Annotated in this window: 14 protein-coding genes; 2 read left to right on the forward strand and 12 right to left on the reverse strand. The window is 56.1% G+C overall.

Going from position 1 to position 17179, the window contains the following annotated elements; genetic code table 11:
• The 6 genes from GO984_RS19300 to GO984_RS19325 all read right to left on the reverse strand — a co-directional run bounded on the left by GO984_RS19300 (position 1) and on the right by GO984_RS19325 (position 5820).
• Positions 1 to 456 (reverse strand): GNAT family N-acetyltransferase, encoded by a 456-nt coding sequence (locus tag GO984_RS19300; RefSeq protein WP_157024219.1) that lies wholly within the window; start codon positions 454 to 456, stop codon positions 1 to 3.
• 16 nt (positions 457 to 472) lie between these two features.
• On the reverse strand, positions 473 to 1387 hold the full coding sequence (locus GO984_RS19305) for an ABC transporter ATP-binding protein (RefSeq protein ID WP_157024220.1): 915 nt from the start codon (positions 1385 to 1387) through the stop codon (positions 473 to 475).
• Positions 1377 to 2201 carry an ABC transporter ATP-binding protein gene (locus tag GO984_RS19310; protein ID WP_157024221.1) on the reverse strand — a complete coding sequence of 275 codons (825 nt, stop codon included), beginning with the start codon at positions 2199 to 2201 and terminating at the stop codon, positions 1377 to 1379. The genes GO984_RS19305 and GO984_RS19310 overlap by 11 nt, the downstream gene beginning before the upstream one ends.
• Complete coding sequence (locus tag GO984_RS19315; RefSeq protein WP_157024222.1) at positions 2198 to 3106, reverse strand: ABC transporter permease; 909 nt, start codon at positions 3104 to 3106, stop codon at positions 2198 to 2200. Before GO984_RS19315 ends, GO984_RS19310 begins: the two co-directional genes overlap by 4 nt.
• Entirely contained in the window at positions 3106 to 4083 is a 978-nt protein-coding gene (locus GO984_RS19320; protein ID WP_157024223.1) for an ABC transporter permease, read from the reverse strand. The genes GO984_RS19315 and GO984_RS19320 overlap by 1 nt, the downstream gene beginning before the upstream one ends.
• Positions 4084 to 4164: 81 nt before the next feature.
• A complete protein-coding gene (locus GO984_RS19325; protein ID WP_157024224.1) occupies positions 4165 to 5820 on the reverse strand; it encodes an ABC transporter substrate-binding protein in 1656 nt (551 codons plus the stop codon).
• Between the two features lie 104 nt (positions 5821 to 5924).
• Here GO984_RS19325 and GO984_RS19330 point away from each other — a divergent pair, with 104 nt between their 5' ends.
• Positions 5925 to 9449, forward strand: coding sequence for a hybrid sensor histidine kinase/response regulator (locus GO984_RS19330; protein ID WP_245231181.1), 3525 nt, complete (start codon positions 5925 to 5927; stop codon positions 9447 to 9449).
• Between the two features lie 126 nt (positions 9450 to 9575).
• Here GO984_RS19330 and GO984_RS19335 read toward each other — a convergent pair whose 3' ends face one another.
• The 6 genes from GO984_RS19335 to GO984_RS19360 are packed head-to-tail and all read right to left on the reverse strand — an operon-like array spanning position 9576 to position 16262.
• Positions 9576 to 10382: an ATP-binding cassette domain-containing protein gene (locus GO984_RS19335; RefSeq protein WP_157024225.1), complete on the reverse strand. Its 807-nt coding sequence runs from the start codon at positions 10380 to 10382 to the stop codon at positions 9576 to 9578.
• Positions 10379 to 11257, reverse strand: coding sequence for an ABC transporter ATP-binding protein (locus GO984_RS19340; RefSeq protein ID WP_157024226.1), 879 nt, complete (start codon positions 11255 to 11257; stop codon positions 10379 to 10381). The genes GO984_RS19335 and GO984_RS19340 overlap by 4 nt, the downstream gene beginning before the upstream one ends.
• Positions 11254 to 12105: an ABC transporter permease gene (locus GO984_RS19345; RefSeq protein WP_157024227.1), complete on the reverse strand. Its 852-nt coding sequence runs from the start codon at positions 12103 to 12105 to the stop codon at positions 11254 to 11256. Before GO984_RS19345 ends, GO984_RS19340 begins: the two co-directional genes overlap by 4 nt.
• Positions 12098 to 13108: an ABC transporter permease gene (locus GO984_RS19350; RefSeq protein ID WP_167740428.1), complete on the reverse strand. Its 1011-nt coding sequence runs from the start codon at positions 13106 to 13108 to the stop codon at positions 12098 to 12100. The genes GO984_RS19345 and GO984_RS19350 overlap by 8 nt, the downstream gene beginning before the upstream one ends.
• Positions 13109 to 13154: 46 nt before the next feature.
• Positions 13155 to 14687 carry an ABC transporter substrate-binding protein gene (locus GO984_RS19355; protein WP_157024228.1) on the reverse strand — a complete coding sequence of 511 codons (1533 nt, stop codon included), beginning with the start codon at positions 14685 to 14687 and terminating at the stop codon, positions 13155 to 13157.
• Positions 14688 to 14696: 9 nt separating this feature from the next.
• Positions 14697 to 16262, reverse strand: coding sequence for a phytoene desaturase family protein (locus GO984_RS19360; RefSeq protein WP_157024229.1), 1566 nt, complete (start codon positions 16260 to 16262; stop codon positions 14697 to 14699).
• 108 nt (positions 16263 to 16370) lie between these two features.
• Here GO984_RS19360 and GO984_RS19365 point away from each other — a divergent pair, with 108 nt between their 5' ends.
• Positions 16371 to 17162, forward strand: coding sequence for a cyclase family protein (locus tag GO984_RS19365; protein ID WP_157024230.1), 792 nt, complete (start codon positions 16371 to 16373; stop codon positions 17160 to 17162).
• The last annotated feature ends 17 nt before the right edge of the window (positions 17163 to 17179 follow it).

The following is a 17179-nucleotide window of genomic DNA, read 5'->3' on the forward strand; positions in this document are numbered from 1 at the left end:
TCAGGCGATCGAACCGCCAAAAAAGCCCGGCTCCGAGTCCGGAATGATGATGGCGCCACAGGCCGCTTTATAGAAATCTACAGGCCCGGCCTGTCCAATAATTCCATAGGCAAACCCAGCGTGGCGCAGCTGATGCAACGTATGCATCAACAAATGTTTGCCGATGCCGCGTCCCCGTTCCTTAGGGGCGACACCTGTCGGCCCAAAAAAACCCCGCGCTGTGACGTCGTAGCAAGCAAACCCCAGACAGCGGCCAGCTTCTTCGGCAATCAGCACCTTGGCGGGCTGGGCGGACAGGGCGACGGTGACTTCGCTGACCCATTTGTCGAAAAAGTGCTCGCAGACAAACCCCTCCACCGCATGGTTTTCATATGGGCGCGCGGGCCGAATGCTGACACCATCAGGTAACGGGGCCAAGTCTGGCAGATTATAGAGCGGCACGAGGAGATCGGGCATCGAGAATAGTCCTGATTTATTGCTGTGCGGTGAAATGGCCGGGGGCCTGTTCGATCATTCCGGTGACCAGATGCGCACTGGCCTCACGCACGTCTTTGGCGTGACTGGAAAACCCACTGTCACCCGCCAACAGCCTTTGTCGCGGATCCGGTACTGCCGCGCGCAGCAACTGCGTATAGCTATGCTTCGGCGCCCCAACGACGTCGCTGGTTGGACCTTGTTCGACCACCTGCCCCCGGAACATCACAGCAGTGTCCTCGGCCAGATATTCCGCTGTTGCAATGTCGTGGGTGATATACAGGATCGACAATCCACGTTCGGCCTTTAGCCGCTGCATCAATGCCAACACTGACTTACGGATCGATACGTCCAGCATCGAGGTCGGTTCATCCGCCACAATCAAACGGGCATTCACCGCCAGAGCACGGGCAAAATTCACCCGCTGGCGTTGCCCCCCCGACAATTCGTGTGGGTATTTATCCGGTGTTGTATTTGGGTCTAGTTCCACCTCATCAAGAATTCGGCACACATCGGCCTCACCTGCATGATCCGGCTGATGGAGACGAAGAGCGCGTTGCAAGTGATGTCGAATGGTATGGGCCGGATTGAGCGACGAAAACGGATCCTGAAACACCATTTGTACAGCTTGGCGGTACCTCATCTGTGACGCGCGATCGGCTATGTCAGCAATATCCGAACCTTCAAATAAGATCCGGCCACTTGTTGCTTCATAATGTTGCACGATCATACGCCCGACAGTGGATTTTCCCGATCCACTTTCCCCAACCAGTGCCAGTGCTTTACCGGGTTTTAGGGATAGGTTTACATTTCGCAGCGCCTCGACCGTTTTGGCCGAACCAAACACAGGTTTGATGTGAAACGTCTTGGTGATTTTCTCTAACCGCAGAATATCAACGTGATCATCTAACATTAGCCCCAGCCTCCTTTGGCTGTTCCAGAACTGGCATCGCTGACCAAAGCGCGCGCGTGTAATCATGCTGGGGATTGGTCACTATCTGCTCGGTGGTGCCGATCTCAACGATTTCGCCACCCTTCATAATGCCAATGCGATCCGAAATTTGCGCCATCAGCGCCAGATCATGGGTGATGAATAAGACCGAGAAACCGAGTTCTTCGCGCAGCCGCAAAACCTCTTGCAAGATTTCGCGCTGCACCACCACATCCAGCGCGGTGGTGGGCTCATCCATCACAATCAACTTGGGACGCAAGGTCAGCGCCAAAGCCAGCGCCACACGTTGACGCATCCCACCCGACAATTGATGTGGATAGGCGTGCATCCGTTCAGCGGGAATACCAACCATATTGAGCATCTCAGCAGTGCGAGCAATAATTTCACCCCGGCTAATCTTGCCATGGGCTTTCAGCATGTCACTAAACTGACCCAAAATACTCATCACCGGGTTCAGAGAGTTCATTGCGCTTTGAAACACCATCGACACCTCGGACCAACGCCAGGCTCGAAGCCTTTCCGCGTCAAATGTCAAAATGCTGCGTCCTTCAAACCGAATGTCACCACTGCGGATCAACGCAGGTGGTTTGTGAAGCCGCATCAGGGCGTAGGCGATGGTGGATTTCCCACAGCCAGATTCTCCGGCCAGCCCCAGCACCTCATTCTGGTGAATATCAAACGACACATCTTGCACCGCAGCAAAAGGATCTCCGGCTGTCAGATATTCAACCCTCAAATCTTTGACCTGCAACAGTGGGGTATTGTTCTGTTTCATTGCTTGGCCTCCTGCATCCGCTGACGGTTAAGCCGACGCTCCTGTTTCAGTGCCTTCGCGACCTGCCCCAAAGACCGCATCCTTGGATTGGCAATCTCATCCACACCGAAATTCATCAAAGACAGGCCAATGCCGATGAAAACGATCGCACCGCATGGGGCCAGAATTTCCCACCATGCTCCCACAATGATCGCTGATGCATTTTGCGCGTTGTAAAGCATCGCACCCCAACTCAGCGTCAGCGGACTGCCAAGGCCCAGGAATTCCAGTGTCGCCTGGGTGATAATGGTGAAAATCACCGAGCCGATGAAGTTAAAGCCGATAATCGACAACAGGTTGGGCAGCATCTCGACGAGGATCATCCGCCAGGCCGGTTCGCCAATCATTTCAGAGGCCTGAATATAGTCACGGGTTTTCAGTGATAATGCCTGCGCCCGTGTCACCCGCGCACCCCAGGCCCAAGAGGTAACGCCAATAATCAACGCAATCGCTAGCGGGCTCACCTGACCTAGGAATGCGGCCAGAACCAGCAACAATGGCAATTGCGGCAGTACCAAAACCACATTGGTCATAAAGTTCAGCACATCATCCACTTTACCGCCAAAATAGGCCGCGGTGATCCCAATCGTGGTGCCAATTGCTGTGACAATGAAACCAGCCAATAGGCCAACCATTAGCGAATTCCGGGTGCCATAGATCAGCTGACTGAACACATCCCGCCCCATACGGGTGGTTCCTAACCAATGATCTGCCGAGGGTGCTTGATGCGGCCGCCCTACCCGACCCAATGGATCATACTGAGCGATGAGCGGGGCCGCGATGGCGATGACCACATAGATCAGTACAATAGACAGACCAATTGCAGCTTTGCGGTTCCGCAGAAATGTTTTGAGCAAGCTTTTCATCACGCCCTCTTTAGTCGGGGGTCAAGGAAAACATAGGCAAGGTCGACGGCAAAATTCGCGATCAACATGGCCAGCGTCATGATCAGCAGCTGACCTTGGATCAGCGGGAAGTCGCGCCCAACGATGCCAAGATACAGCAGGTTTCCAACACCGGGATAATTAAACACCACCTCGGTCACCAGCGAGCCGCCAAACAACGCACCAAAGCTGAGCGCCAGGGAGGTGACCGAGGGAAGAAGCGCATTGCGGGCCGCATAGGTATAGCGAACCCGGGCATCAGACAGGCCTTTGGCCTCTCCCATAGAAATGTAATCCTCGCCCAACTGCCCGATCATATTGTTGCGCATGGTGACAAGGTAGCCGCCTACCAACACCATCGACAGAGTGAGCACCGGCAAGAAGCCATGATAGGCAACTGACGAGATAAACTCGACGCTCCAGGTCGGATCGAGCTTCGGGTCATAGGCATAAGACGTCGGAAAAATCTTATTGCTCACACCCAGAAAATACAGCCCACACAGCGCAACAACAACCGAAGGGATCGATTGTAATGCAAGGGCTGTTGGTGAGGCGATAACATCAATCATGGTGCCACGACGCCAGGCCGCAAGAATACCCAGCAAGGTCCCAACCGAAAATGACACCAGCAGGGCAGCGCCGGTCAGGAACAAGGTCCAGGGCAACGCCTGCATCAACATGTCGGTCACAGGCACCGGAAAGAATTTCACCGAGACACCAAAGTCCCAGGTGAAGATGCTTTTGAGGTAGGAAAAATACTGTTCATGCAACGGCGCATCAACAAATCCAAAGGTCGCCATCAGGGCCTCGCGCGCGGCCGGCCCCATCGCTGCATTGGCGTTGGCCAGCATGATATCGGCAGGGTTGCCGGGCAACATTCGCGGGATAACAAAATTGAAGGTCGCAGCGACCAGGAAGGCAACCAGATAAAAGGCCAGCCGTTTCAGCAGGAATTGCATGGATTAGCACCGTGAGTTCGTCGTATTGCGTCGCTTGCAGACGCAGGGCGGCCAAGTGACCGCCCTGCACCATCTTTGGGATTATTCTACCGGACGTAGCGACAGCAGGTGCAGAACACGCGCCGGGTTGGTTTTATGAACAGCAGGGCTTGCAACCGGGTTGTCGGCGTTAAAGAAGCCGGTGAACCGTTTGGTGTTGTACTGGTACCAGATCGGATTGTTGAATACCGGCAGGATCGGCATTTCTTCCCCCAGGATCTGCTGTACTTCACCCATGATCATCTGCTGCTTTTCCGCGTCAACGGTTTGGGTGAAAGCATCCAGCTTCTCGCTCAGTGCCTCGTTATAATACCGCGCAGCACCAAACCGGGTTTTGCCCTGGTTCCGTTCGTGCAGCCCCCGCTCAAACTGATTGTACGGTGTGGCGCCAACCGAAATTGCGTTGATGGCAACGTCGTAATCCGCATTGATCAGCTTGTCGGTCCAAACCGCAGCTTCGGGTGTGGCAACATTGGCTTTGATCCCGGCTGCGTTCATGCCTTCAACAGCAATCTGCACCGAGTTCACCCAGTCGGTCCAACCGTTGGGAACAATGATGTCAATGCTGATCGGCTGCCCACCGGGCGTTTCGATAAAGCCGTCGCCATCAATGTCTTTGAAACCAGCATCAGCCAACTGCGCCTTGGCTGCATCCATGTTGTACTGGGTGTATCCGCCAAACTTATCCTCGGTCGCTTCGTCGTTCCAGGCGTGGAAGGACGCGCCCAAACCCGAAGGATACTGGTTGATGGTTGGATATCCATACCCTGCAATTTCAACCATCGCTTCGCGGTCAAAGGCCATCGAAACAGCCCGACGGAAGTTCACGTCATTAAACGCTTCCTTATTACCCGCGTCTTTGCTTTCCAGGTTCAGGTAAAACGCCACCAGCGAGCCACCGGGCAGCCAGTATTTGTGGTTCTCAGGATCCTTGGAAACATAGGTGTTTTCGATATCTGGCAGGAATGACCCCATCCAGTCCAGCTCACCATTTGCGGCGGCAGCCAGTGCTTGGTCGTTATTTGCGATCTGCGGCATACGCAGGCAATCGACTTTCAGGCTGGCTGCATCCCAGTAGTTTTCATTCCGGCACTGGACATATTCCTGTGGCGTGAACCGCTCTACGGTAGTCAGCGCACCAGTTCCCACAGGGTTGGGGTTGGTAAATGTGACCGGATCGTCAACGCTTGACCAGATATGCTCGGCCACGATTGGCACCCGCACAATCTGGAACATTGCCTGGTTTGACGCGGTGTTCAGGTGAAAGCGCACATTTTGGGCGTCGATTTTTTCAACACTGGCCAGAACTTTGGCCATGCCCTGATTATCAATTGCCGGGGTTTTCATCACCATCGCAAAAGTGGCCAAAACGTCGTCGGCGTCAAAGACTTCGCCGTCCGACCATTCTACGCCATCACGCAGGGTGACGTCGATCGACTTTAGGTCGTCAGCATAGCTAAAATCGCTAGCCAGACGGAACACCGGCTTGCCGCCATCCATACGGTTAAAGATGAGCAACGGCTCATACATAAAATGTTCAACCGTCGGCAACACGGTGGTTTGGTTGAACGGATTATAGTTTTCCACCCAAACGGTGACCTGCTCGGGCAGCGCGGTAACAACAGATTTCTCTGCCAATACGGGGGTTGCCATCAAACTGGCCGACGTCATCAACCCGGCAATTACGGTCTTTTTCATTGTTTCCTCCCAGTCGCGGCCGGTTTATCCGGCTTAAGCGAAAATAGCTGTCCCCAGCCCGAACAATACCGGATGAGAACTGGCTAACAGTCAAACTCCTCTGGTTGAACCTGGACACCAGAAATATCGTAAGTTTCGTCAAAACCAAAAAACGCGACCAGCTAAACGGTTATTTTTCAAAGCGTTGGGGTGAAGCAAGCTTTTTAGATTTTGACCCAGTTGCCACGTTGCCCCCTTGCCAGAAATGGGTCAAACCGACAGAATCTACCAAAGATACTGACATCCCAATTGGAGATTTTCAGGTGCTAAGCGGAATTAGAGCCCGGTTGCTCGTCACCTTTTTGGTGGCCTCGGTCCTGCCCCTAACATTGGGCGGGATGGTGTTTTACGCTCTGGTCAATCAAACCATCACCTCGGAAACTTTTCAAAAAGTAGGTTTTGCCCGAAACGCCAAGAGCGGCGAAATCAGCCAGTATCTCACTCACGCCCGTAAACAAGCCGAAGATTTGGCACAGTCGTCCAATGTGCGCTACTCGGTTGGGCAGTTCTACGGCTTTAGCTATGCGATCCAGCAGTTAGCGGAAACTCCGCATGCGGCAGGGGCCTTGTTGCGCGACATTTTTGAGGTCAACCAGTCCAGCCCCGAGTCTTTGGGCATCGGTACCAATGACCGCTTGTTGCGCGAGGCCCTTGAATACGCAAATATCTATCGCCGTTTTCATGCCGGTTTTCTCGGCTTTCTCAACGATAGCCCGTTTGATAATCTCTACCTTGTCGACCGGCACGGTCAGGTTGTCTATGCGGCGCATGCAGATGCCTATCTTGGGCGGCATCTGGAAGGTGCCGCAGCAGGACTGGAGAACGCGCATGCTGCGCTGCTCGACCACGATGACTCTGCACCAATGGTGCAGGATTTTGTCCGTGATGCTGTAACCGGCGAATTCTCGGCCTACTTGGCTGTCCCGGTTATTCTACATTCACGCACACGCGGCGCTCTCATCCTTCGAATGCCCCCGACCGGCATCCAATCCCTGCTGGACGGCAGTGAAATCCCTTTGACGGTGTTGTCTGCCCAGAGGGCCGTCATTGCTGCGTCAGACCCTATCAGCGCCACGACAATTGGTCATGCTGTGGCCCTACCAGCTGAAATGGCAACGCCGTCCTCTGTGGCCATTTTAGACTCCGGCCTATCCGGCAGCCCCGCTCTTACTGCCTGGGGTCGGCTGAACAGTCCCACCCCACTCTGGTTGGTTGTGGCCGAAGCCCCCAGTGATCAGGCTTTTTTCAATTCCCGGCGGCTGGGTATTGCCCTGTTGATTATCGGTGCAGGGACCATAGCCGTGCTTGCTGTATTGGTGTTCCTTTTTTCGAAATCACTCACCCGGCCCATCCAAAGACTGGCAGAGGCCGCCAGCGCAGTGGCCGAAGGCAGCCTTAATGAAAACCTGCCGGAATACGAACACCCGGTGGAATACGCGCGCCTGTCACGCGCGGTTAGCGGAATGCGCAAAGGGCTGCGTGATCAGGTGGATCAAATCCGGGATAAGAACGAAACCCTGCAGCAGAACCTGCGCCAGATCGAAGAAAAGAACGCAAAGCTGGAAGAAGCGGACCGGATGAAAGACCGGTTTCTGGCCAACACCAGTCACGAGCTGCGCACCCCTCTGAACGGTATCATTGGTATACTGGAAACACTGGAAACCGGGGTGATGGGAGACCTGCACCCGGCACAAAAAAGCCAGCTGCGCCTGATTACATCATCCGCCAGGCGCCTGTCCCGGCTGGTCGATGATCTGCTGGATATCTACCGCATTCGTGAAGGCCGCATGCGTCTGGATTTGCAGCCTTTGAATGTAGGCCATGCCCTGCGCAATGTGATCCAACTGGTTCAGCCGCTGATGCCCAAAGGGCGCAATACCGACAAGGTAGAGATCCATCTGGATCTTCCGGGTGATCTGCCAGCCGTGTTAGCAGACCCGGTGCGCTACGAACAAATCCTGTTCAACCTGATGTCCAATGCCGCCAAATACGGCGGTGGCAACGATATCGACATTTTTGCCCGAACCGAAGGCGGAACGCTTATCGTAGGCGTCAAAGACCAAGGCCCCGGCATTGCAACCGACAGCATGGACCGTATTTTCCATCCGCTGGAGCAACTCACCCCTGGAAGTCTTGGTCAACAGCAAGGCACAGGATTGGGCCTGACCATCGCCCGCAACCTGGCCGTCATGATGGACGGCACAATTGAAGTTACCAGTGAGCTTGGCAAAGGATCAATTTTCGAAATCCATCTGCCCGTCTCTGACCTGCCCGCACCAACAGCCCCCGAAGATTTTCCGTCACTGGAACTGCCAGAAGACCCTGTTGTTCCCCTGCGCACGATGGATGACACCAAAGAGAGTGACGACGATGCCCCCGTCGTGCTGTGTGTGGATGATGAGCCGATTAACCTTCAGGTTCTACAGAACGTTCTGCATCCGCAGGGCTACCGCGTGATCAAAGCCTCCAGCGGTTCTGAAGCGTTGCGCAGGGTAGCAACTGCCAGACCAGATCTGATCGTGTTGGATGTGATGATGCCGGGTATGAATGGCCTTGATGTGGCCCGCAATCTGCGTCGGCGCTACGGATTGCATGACCTGCCGATCCTTCTGTTAACGGCGCGCGGCCGGTCCAGCGATATGATTGCCGGCTTCGATGCGGGTGCAAACGATTATGTGGTAAAACCCTTTGTTAGAGACGAATTGCTCAGCCGCATTCGCACATTGTTGCAAGCCTCACGCGCACAGCGCAGCAGCGAGGAAAATTTTGAGCTCCATGAAGAAGTTGAACGGCGCATCCAAATAGAAGACGCTCTGCGCTTATCTCAACGCCGTATGACCCAACTTCTCAACGCACTGGACGAAGGATTGGTTTGTGTGAATGCGCGCGACGTGGTCACATATGCCAATGGTTCCGCCGAGCAGATATTGGGTCATCCCGTGATGTCGAACCAAACCATTCTGGCCGACCTCCTGCCCCAAGACCAGCACCGTCAGATTTCCCAGATCGAAGCTGACGACGATCCTCAGCGGCTCAAGCTTACTCTGCGAGGGACCGAGTACACCACCAGCGTTTTTGCCATGATGCCCGAGGCAGGTGGCGGTAAAGCCCTCCTGCTTAGCCGGGCCAGTAACGCACACGGCGAAGCATTTGTTCAGTCTCTGCGCGATGTGGTCGACACTTCGCTGCCGTCCCTGATCGCACCCGAAGGACCCGGCGCGCAGCCCAACCCGGTTCGAGACCCCTACCGCGATACCATCGTGGATCTGATGACCAGCTCTCTTGACCTGTGGTCAGACCTGACGGGCAAAGGCAAAATCGAGTTTGCCGAGACCTCCGGCATCTGGCGGGTCAACCTAGACAAGACATCCTTACAAACAAGAACGCTGGATAAATACCTTCTGGCCGACACCCTGCCCACCAACCCTCGCTGGCGCGATGTCGTAAAGACGGTCAACTTCATTCAGACCACATCGAAAAGTGAACCACTGACTGATGACCTGAAGACGCGCTTGGCCCATCTGGCCAGCCAGTTGGAACTGTTTCGCGATATGGGAGTACAACGCGGACTGGCTGATTTTAGCTCTTAGCCGTGGCACATCCCTATCCAGCTCATCCTGATTGGATGGAGCGGTACCGCCAGCTCCCTGCCCCGGCCTTCGGTTTCAGACAGCAAAGGGCACGATGACGACGGATACGCACGCAGCTTTTACAGATCAGTCCAACCAGCCCGGTGTCACCTCAGGCAAAGGGATCGCATCCAGCAGATCGCGGGTGTATTGCGCCTGTGGCGCATCAAACAGCGCCTGCGTCGAGGCTTGCTCAACGATTTTCCCCTGGTGCAGCACCAGCGTTGTTTTGCACAACCGCCGCACCACCGAGAGATCATGACTGATAAAACCCAGCGTCAGCCCCATGTCGCTAACCAGTTTTTCCAGCAGGTTCAGCACCTGGGCCTGTGACGAAACATCCAGCCCCGAAACCACCTCATCCGCCAGTATGAACTCGGGCTCGGTGGCGATGGCGCGGGCGATGCCAACGCGTTGGCGCTGGCCGCCCGACAACTCATGCGGATAGCGATTGCGAAAGGCGAGCGGCAGGCCAACCTGCGACAGGGCAAAATCCACCCGCTCCGCGACCTGGTCAAACCCGTGCAAACGCAACGGTTCGGCAATCAGCGTCGCCACCCGGTGACGGGGGTTAAGCGATGACATCGGATCCTGAAAGATCATCTGGATACGTCGACGCAATGGGCGCAGGGTCGCCTCATCCATTTGGGAAATATCAGTCCCGTCAAACCGGATCTGACCGCTATCAACATCCAGCAGCCGCACCATGGCGCGGCCCAGGGTAGATTTACCCGAGCCCGAGCCCCCCACGATTCCAATGACATCACCACGCGGTATGTCAAAGTTGAGACCTTTGAGTACTTCAATGCGTGGTGCGGCGCCAAACAGAGGCTTGTGAGCCAGATCCGCAAACGAGAGCCGCAGATCACGGATTTCAAATAGCATCTCACTCATTGTCGTACCGTCTCTGTCTGATGGGCCAAATCATGCGCGGCGATCTCGGCCTCAACCGCATGAATAGTCGCCTCGGGGACTGGCATCAGGCTGCCGCCCGGATCGGTGTATTTGGGCGTCGCCGCCAATAGCGCCGCCGAATAGGCATGGTCTGGCGCGCTGAAGAATTGATCCACTGATGTGTCCTCCAATACCTTACCGCCAAAAAGAACCGTCATCGATTGGCAGAGCTTTGACACCACACCAAGATCATGGGTGACAAATAGCAATGCGGTGCCGTGGCGTGCCTGCATATCGCGGATCAGCCGCAAAATCTGCTTTTGCACCGTGACATCCAGCGCCGTTGTTGGCTCATCCGCAATGATCAACTGCGGTTCCGCTGCAAAGGCCGAGGCAATTAGGATACGTTGCCGCATCCCCCCCGAAAGCTCATGCGGGTAGGCCCGCATCACCCGTTCAGGTGCAGGAATATGCACCTCATGCAGCAGCTCTATCACGCGGGCCTCCGCCTCTCGGCGGCGCCAGCCGAGGATATCCACCAGCCGGTTGCAGATTTGCGGCCCTACCCGGCGCGCCGGGTTCAGCGCCGTCAGCGGGTCCTGCGGGATCAGCGCTACCTTGGCACCAATCATCCGGCGGCGGTCCTTTGGCGACATGGCCTGCAAGTCTTCGCCCTCCAGCAGGATCTCACCACCGGTGATGCGGATGGCATCTGGCAAAGTGCCCAGGATCGCCTTGCCAATCATGCTTTTGCCCGCGCCGCTTTCACCTACCAGCGCGCGCACCTCCCCCGGGGCCACCTGCAACGAGACATCGCGCAGGATCGGCAGCGGTCCAACCCGCGCATTCAGGTTCTTCAACTCAAGAAAGCTCATCGTAGCACCGGATCAAAATGGTCCTTCAGCCCTTCGCCAAGCTGGCTGAAGCTGAGAACGGTCAGGAAAAGGGTGATCAGTGGAACGACCAGCACCCACCAGGAGTGATGAATGGCGGCGCGCCCCTCGGCGATCATGCTGCCCCAAGTGGGATCATCGGTAGAGATCGACAGGTTCACAAAGCTGAGGATGGCCTCGACGATCACCGCGATGCCCATTTCCAAGGTCAGCAGCACCACAATTGTCGGCAGGACATTGGGCAGGATCTCTCGTATCATAATACCAAACCGGCCCCGCCCCGCCACCTTGGCCGAAGCCACATAGTCCATTGCCCCCTGCGTCATCGCCTCAGCCCGGATAACCCGGGCAAAGCGAGTCCAGTCGATCACCACAATTGCCACGATAATCGAGGTCAGCCCGGTGCCCATCACCGCGATCAGCAAAATGGCAAACAATACCGGCGGGAAGGCCATCCAGATCTCGATCAATCGTGAAATCACCACATCAGCCCAGCCGCGATAATAACCGGCGATCAGGCCCAGCACTGCCCCCAGCGCGCAGGTGCAAGTGCCAGCAACCAGTGCCACCAGCAGCGCAATGCGGGCACCATAGAGAACCCGGCTCAGCACATCACGCCCCAACGAGTCGGTTCCCAGGGGAAACCCCGGCTCGGACCCACCCTGCCACATAGGCGGCAACCGCGAGGCAAAGAGATCCTGCGCCAATGGGTCTTGCGGGGCCAACAAAGGCGCTGCAAGGGCCGCAACGGCCAAGATCAACAGCCAACCACCCGAGAGCCAGAGCCGGGGATTGATCCGGCGTTTTGCCGCCGCGCGTCCATCAGCCATGTCGCAACCTCGGATTCAGCAGTGCATAGGTCAGATCGACCAGCAGATTGACCGTGGTAAAAATCACCGCGAACAGGATCACGATGCCCTGAATGAGCGGCAGATCTCGGTTGATCACCGCATCAATCGCCATATTGCCCAGCCCTTCGTAGGAAAACAGCCGCTCGATAATCACGGTGCCGCCGATTAGAAACGTAAACTGCACCCCCACCAGCGTCAGCGTCGGCAGGATTGCATTGGGCAGAGCCTCGCGCAGGATCACATGGTTTTCGCTATAGCCCTTGGTGCGGGCCAGGGTGACATAGTCCAAGTGCATGGTTTCCTTCAGCGATTGTTTCAACAGCTGGGCAATGATGGCCGCCAGCGGGATGGCCAGAGCCAGCGCGGGCATGAACATATGGCTGACAAGGTCCAGCCAGATATCAAACCGCAGCCGCAGTAGACTCTCGAATAGGTAGAAATTGGTCACAAAGGGCAGATCCAGTGCCGGCGAAACCCTCCCCGAGATGTGGAACACCGGCCAAAGCACGCCAAACAGCAGAATGAACAACAACCCCCAAAGGAAATCCGGCACCGAGAGTGAGACACCATTGGTGACATCAATCAACGCCTCTGCCTTGCCACCGCGTTGTCGGGTACCGATCAGCGCCAGAGCACCGCCAATCATTACTGCCATAACCAGCGCCATAATCGACAATTCTAGTGTGGCAGGCAGCCGTCCCAACACCAATGACATCACTGGCTGGCGACTGGTAATCGAGGTGCCAAAATCGCCTCCCAGAATGCCCCGGACCCAAATCAGGAACTGTTCCGGCAGGGTTTTGTCAAACCCATACAACGCTTTGAGCCGGGCGATGTCCTCTTCGCCTGCACCGGGCGGCAGCATCATCGCGATGGGATTGCCCGGCACAATGCGAATGATAAAAAATACGATCACCGCAACGCCGATCAGGGTGATCGACATCGACAGCAATCGTTTCAGAATTATGCGTATCAAGGTCATTTATTTATGTGCCGGGAAGAACCGCGCCCCTCCCGGCAACTGTCCTTTAGGAACGGGTCATCAGATGGGGCAGCAATGCCCCCGAGGCATGCGGCACCACCTTAATGCCGGGTGCGTGCAAAATAGGCTGCACATATTGGAACAAAGGCAGCACCAAAGCATCGTCAGCGATCTTGCGATCGACCGCTTTCCAGCCCTCGATCCGTTTGGCCTCGTCGGCCTCGCCCCAAAGCGGTGCAATCATACCCACCAGATCTTCGCCATCCCAAACCGAATGCGGCGAAGGTCCAAACATGGCAAACCCGGTGGAGGTGGTCGGGTCACCGATTGAATTGCCCCAGTTGTAAAAGGCCGCAGGCGCCAGTGTATCTGTTGCGCGCAGCTCGTAATGCTTGGCAATCTCATAGACTTCGATCTCAGCCTCAATGCCGACCTTACGCCACAACCCGACAATGGCCTGAATGACCTCGTAATCCTTGGGCTTGAACCCGCGGGTAGTCTGGATGGTAAAGCGCACCGGATTGTCGGTGGAATAGCCCGACGCCGCCAGCAGCTCTTTGGCGCCTTCAGGGTCATAGGGCGTGGTCACGCTGGCATCAAAGGCGGTGTAATCTGGCGTTTGCAAGGTATCAATCGCAACGCCATACCCAGACAGCAGCCGGTCAACAATCGCCTGTTTGTTCACCGCTTTGACCGCCGCACGGCGCACGTTAGGGTCTTTCATCACGTCGATGTCGTTGAAGAAGATCATGCCAATGTCAGAGATCGGCTGCGCCACCCCAACCAGACTGCCAGCACGAAGACGGTCAAATTCCTCTGATGGCATTTCAAGCGTCACATGGGCGTTGCCAGATTCAACCTCCGCCACACGGGCGGTTGCATCGGTGACAAACTTGATAGTGACAGTTTTGAACTCCGGTGCCTGCCCCCAATAGCCGTCATAGGCTTTCAGCCGGATAAAGGCGTTCCGTTCGTATTTCTCAACCATATAGGGGCCAGAGCCAATCGGCGCTGCCTCAAAACCTTCTTGGCCGTTCTTTTCGATATAGGCCTTGGGCAGCACATAACCGGTGAGGAAGGACATCCATTTAAAGATCGTTGGTTCAAACCGCAGCACATCGCCAGTGATCTGGTTGCCGCTCACCTCAAAATTGCCAATGGTGGACCAGATGAACTGGATCGGATTACCACCCTCAGGGTCAGCGGCGCGCTCCAGACTCCAAACCACATCTTCCGCGGTAAGCGGGCTGCCGTCATGCCAGGTAACGCCCTCGCGGACTGTCATTTCGACTTTGGTCTGGTCTGCGTTCCACCCCCAGTCTGTCAAGATACCCGGGGCCTGACTGAGGTCGGTGTCCTGGGCGATAAACATGTCAAAGACCGACTGATAGATGCCCTGAATAGTTGGGTTTACGGCTGAAGTTCCCAGCGTTGGATTCCAGCTGGGCAGATTGACGTTATTGGCAATCACCAGATCGTCGATCCCTGCGGCCAGAGCCGGCAGGCCTGTTGTCGCCAGTGCAATTGTCGCTGCACTCAGTTTCAGTAGTCCGCGTCTTGAAAAATCCGTCACAGTCATTCCTCCCTTTTATGATGTCAGTTTTTTGCCCAGCAAATACCCCGGCCCAACGCCGGTGCCTGCGCCTGGCCAGACGGCAGCGCCAGTGTGGTACAAGTCTTTGATGGGCGTGGTTCCATCCGAGCGTCCGCGCATTGGACGATAGATAAAGTGCTGCGACAGATGATGACTGCCACAGATCTGGTCGCCACCGACCAGATTGGGGTTGTCCGCTTCCAGCTCTGCCGGGGTTACGATCCTTTGAGCGATGATCTTGGCGCGGGTGCCGGGGGCATGGGCCTCGACAATATCCAGTGCTCGTTGCGCCATTGGTTCAGCAGCAGTTTGCCAGTCCAGCGCCGTGATTTCGCCGCCCGCATCACCTAAAATTTCACCCGGAACCATACGCACCTGTAACCACAGGGTATGCTTGCCCGCCGGTGCGCGGCTGGGATCAATGGTTGTGGGCTGCCCCACCACCACTACAGGTTCTTGCGGCAGCAAGCCCGCAACGGCCTGCTGATAGCAACGCGCCATCTGGTCCATGCTGGGCGCTAAGTGCACATAGGCATAGCCCCGCAACTGATCAGAAGCCGCCCAGTCCGGCAGAGACTCCATCGCCAAATGCACCATCATGGTGCCCGGCGCATGGCGGAAATTCTCGAGCCCCTTGTCATAATGGGGCTCCGTCTCACCAATCAGTGCGCTGAGGTTTTTGGGCGCAACATTGGCAATCACCGATTTTGCTGCGTGATGCTCGCTGCCATCCGACAGCCGGACACCAACCGCCCTGCCCTGCTCAATCAGAATACGGTCAACGCGGGCATCACAGGTCACGGTGCCGCCCGCGGCCTCGATACATTTGAGCAGCGCCCGCGTGACGGTATCTGCACCACCCTTGCCAATCACCATGCCAAAGGCCTGGTTGGCCATGGCTTCGAGATAAGGAAACAGCGCGCCCCCGGCGACATCAGGCGCAAAATCCAAATGCATGCCCCAGGCCGCCAGTGTCGATTTCACATGGGGGGAGGTAAAAGTCTCATCCAGCCAGACGCGCGGCGAAGAAGCCAAGAATTGCCCGAGGTCCAAGGCCCCCGAGAGCTTCTTTGCCCGCAGCAGCTTCCAGATATTCTTCGCCACGGCACGAAAGCCAAAGGAAGACCCCAAAATAGCAAAAATATGCGACGCCTGATCGGGAAACTCATCACTAAGGGCACGCCAGGTTTCCGAATCACTATTTGCAAATGCATGTATTGCAGCAGCATTGGCCTCGGCATCATTCCCGATGCCCAACCAGCGCCCATCCGCAAAGGAACTGGCAAAGCAATGCTGCGCCGGAACAAATTCCAATCCGGCTTCCGTGAGCATGTCACCAAACTCCTGAAAGAAGGGGGATCCAGCGAACAATGACAGGTTCATTGCTGCCCAGTCATGGGTGAAACCCGGTGCTGTATAAGCCCCAGACTTTACCGCCCCACCCGGTTCTGACGCCTGCTCAAACACCGAAATCCGCAGACCTGCACGCTGCAAAATCACCGCAGTTGCAAGGCTATTCACCCCGGATCCAACAATCAGAACATCAGAATTTTGACGCATATTTCCCCCTCTCGTGGCTATAGTGTTTGCAAATGCAAATATATTTGTCTAGCTTTGATTCATAAATCAGCACCCCGAACAGGGGGCGATCACTTCAGGGAGAGTGCCATGAGCGCGCAAAATACACTTACCAACTTGGGGCTACTGCTGGCCTCTGGCGGTGTCCGAGTTGTAGATTGTTCCGGGGTTTTGGGGCCGGACACACCAATCCTGCAACTGCCAGAGGACTTTGCCAAACCCACGCCCAAAGTCGAGATCCACAAGATCAGCGAATATGACGCCGACGGGCCATTCTTTGCCTGGAACTGGATGGTTCTCGGAGAGCACTCCGGCACGCACTTTGACGCGCCACATCACTGGATCACCGGTAAAGACTACGAAGATGGCTATACCGACACACTGGATGTAAACCGCCTGATTGCACCTGTGAACGTTATTGATTGCGCCGCCGAAAGCGCGGCCAATGCTGACTTTCTGCTGACGGCAGACCACGTCAAAGCCTGGGAAGCCGAACATGGCGAAATCGGTAAAGGCGAATGGGTCGTGTTGCGCAGCGATTGGGACAAACGCGCCGATGACGAGGCCGCATTCCTCAACGCCGATGAAAATGGCCCGCACTCCCCCGGCCCAACACCGGACTGTGTGGAATACCTACTGTCGAAAAAGATCGTCGGTTGGGGCAACCAGTGCATTGGCACCGATGCCGGGCAGGCTGGCGCGATGGACCCACCCTACCCGGCCCACAACATGCTGCACCGGGACAATTGCTTTGGGCTCGCCTCACTGGCCAACCTTGATCAACTGCCCGCCAAAGGCGCTATCCTGATTGCCGCACCGCTCAAAATTCAGCACGGCACCGGCTCTCCCATCCGCGCTCTGGCGTTGGTTCCACAGGGTTAAGGCAGAGCAGGTAATAC

The organism is Parasedimentitalea huanghaiensis (assembly GCF_009753675.1).
GTDB lineage: Bacteria > Pseudomonadota > Alphaproteobacteria > Rhodobacterales > Rhodobacteraceae > Parasedimentitalea > Parasedimentitalea huanghaiensis.

Coding starts and splice junctions, on each gene's coding strand:
- GO984_RS19300 (WP_157024219.1), bottom strand. CDS start 456: ATGCCCGATCTCCTCGTGCCGCTCTATAATCTGCCAGACTTGGCCCCG.
- GO984_RS19315 (WP_157024222.1), bottom strand. CDS start 3,106: ATGAAAAGCTTGCTCAAAACATTTCTGCGGAACCGCAAAGCTGCAATT.
- GO984_RS19325 (WP_157024224.1), bottom strand. CDS start 5,820: ATGAAAAAGACCGTAATTGCCGGGTTGATGACGTCGGCCAGTTTGATG.
- GO984_RS19360 (WP_157024229.1), bottom strand. CDS start 16,262: ATGCGTCAAAATTCTGATGTTCTGATTGTTGGATCCGGGGTGAATAGC.
- GO984_RS19365 (WP_157024230.1), top strand. CDS start 16,371: ATGAGCGCGCAAAATACACTTACCAACTTGGGGCTACTGCTGGCCTCT.
- GO984_RS19350 (WP_167740428.1), bottom strand. CDS start 13,108: ATGACCTTGATACGCATAATTCTGAAACGATTGCTGTCGATGTCGATC.
- GO984_RS19355 (WP_157024228.1), bottom strand. CDS start 14,687: ATGACTGTGACGGATTTTTCAAGACGCGGACTACTGAAACTGAGTGCA.
- GO984_RS19335 (WP_157024225.1), bottom strand. CDS start 10,382: ATGAGTGAGATGCTATTTGAAATCCGTGATCTGCGGCTCTCGTTTGCG.
- GO984_RS19345 (WP_157024227.1), bottom strand. CDS start 12,105: ATGGCTGATGGACGCGCGGCGGCAAAACGCCGGATCAATCCCCGGCTC.
- GO984_RS19310 (WP_157024221.1), bottom strand. CDS start 2,201: ATGAAACAGAACAATACCCCACTGTTGCAGGTCAAAGATTTGAGGGTT.
- GO984_RS19340 (WP_157024226.1), bottom strand. CDS start 11,257: ATGAGCTTTCTTGAGTTGAAGAACCTGAATGCGCGGGTTGGACCGCTG.
- GO984_RS19320 (WP_157024223.1), bottom strand. CDS start 4,083: ATGCAATTCCTGCTGAAACGGCTGGCCTTTTATCTGGTTGCCTTCCTG.
- GO984_RS19305 (WP_157024220.1), bottom strand. CDS start 1,387: ATGTTAGATGATCACGTTGATATTCTGCGGTTAGAGAAAATCACCAAG.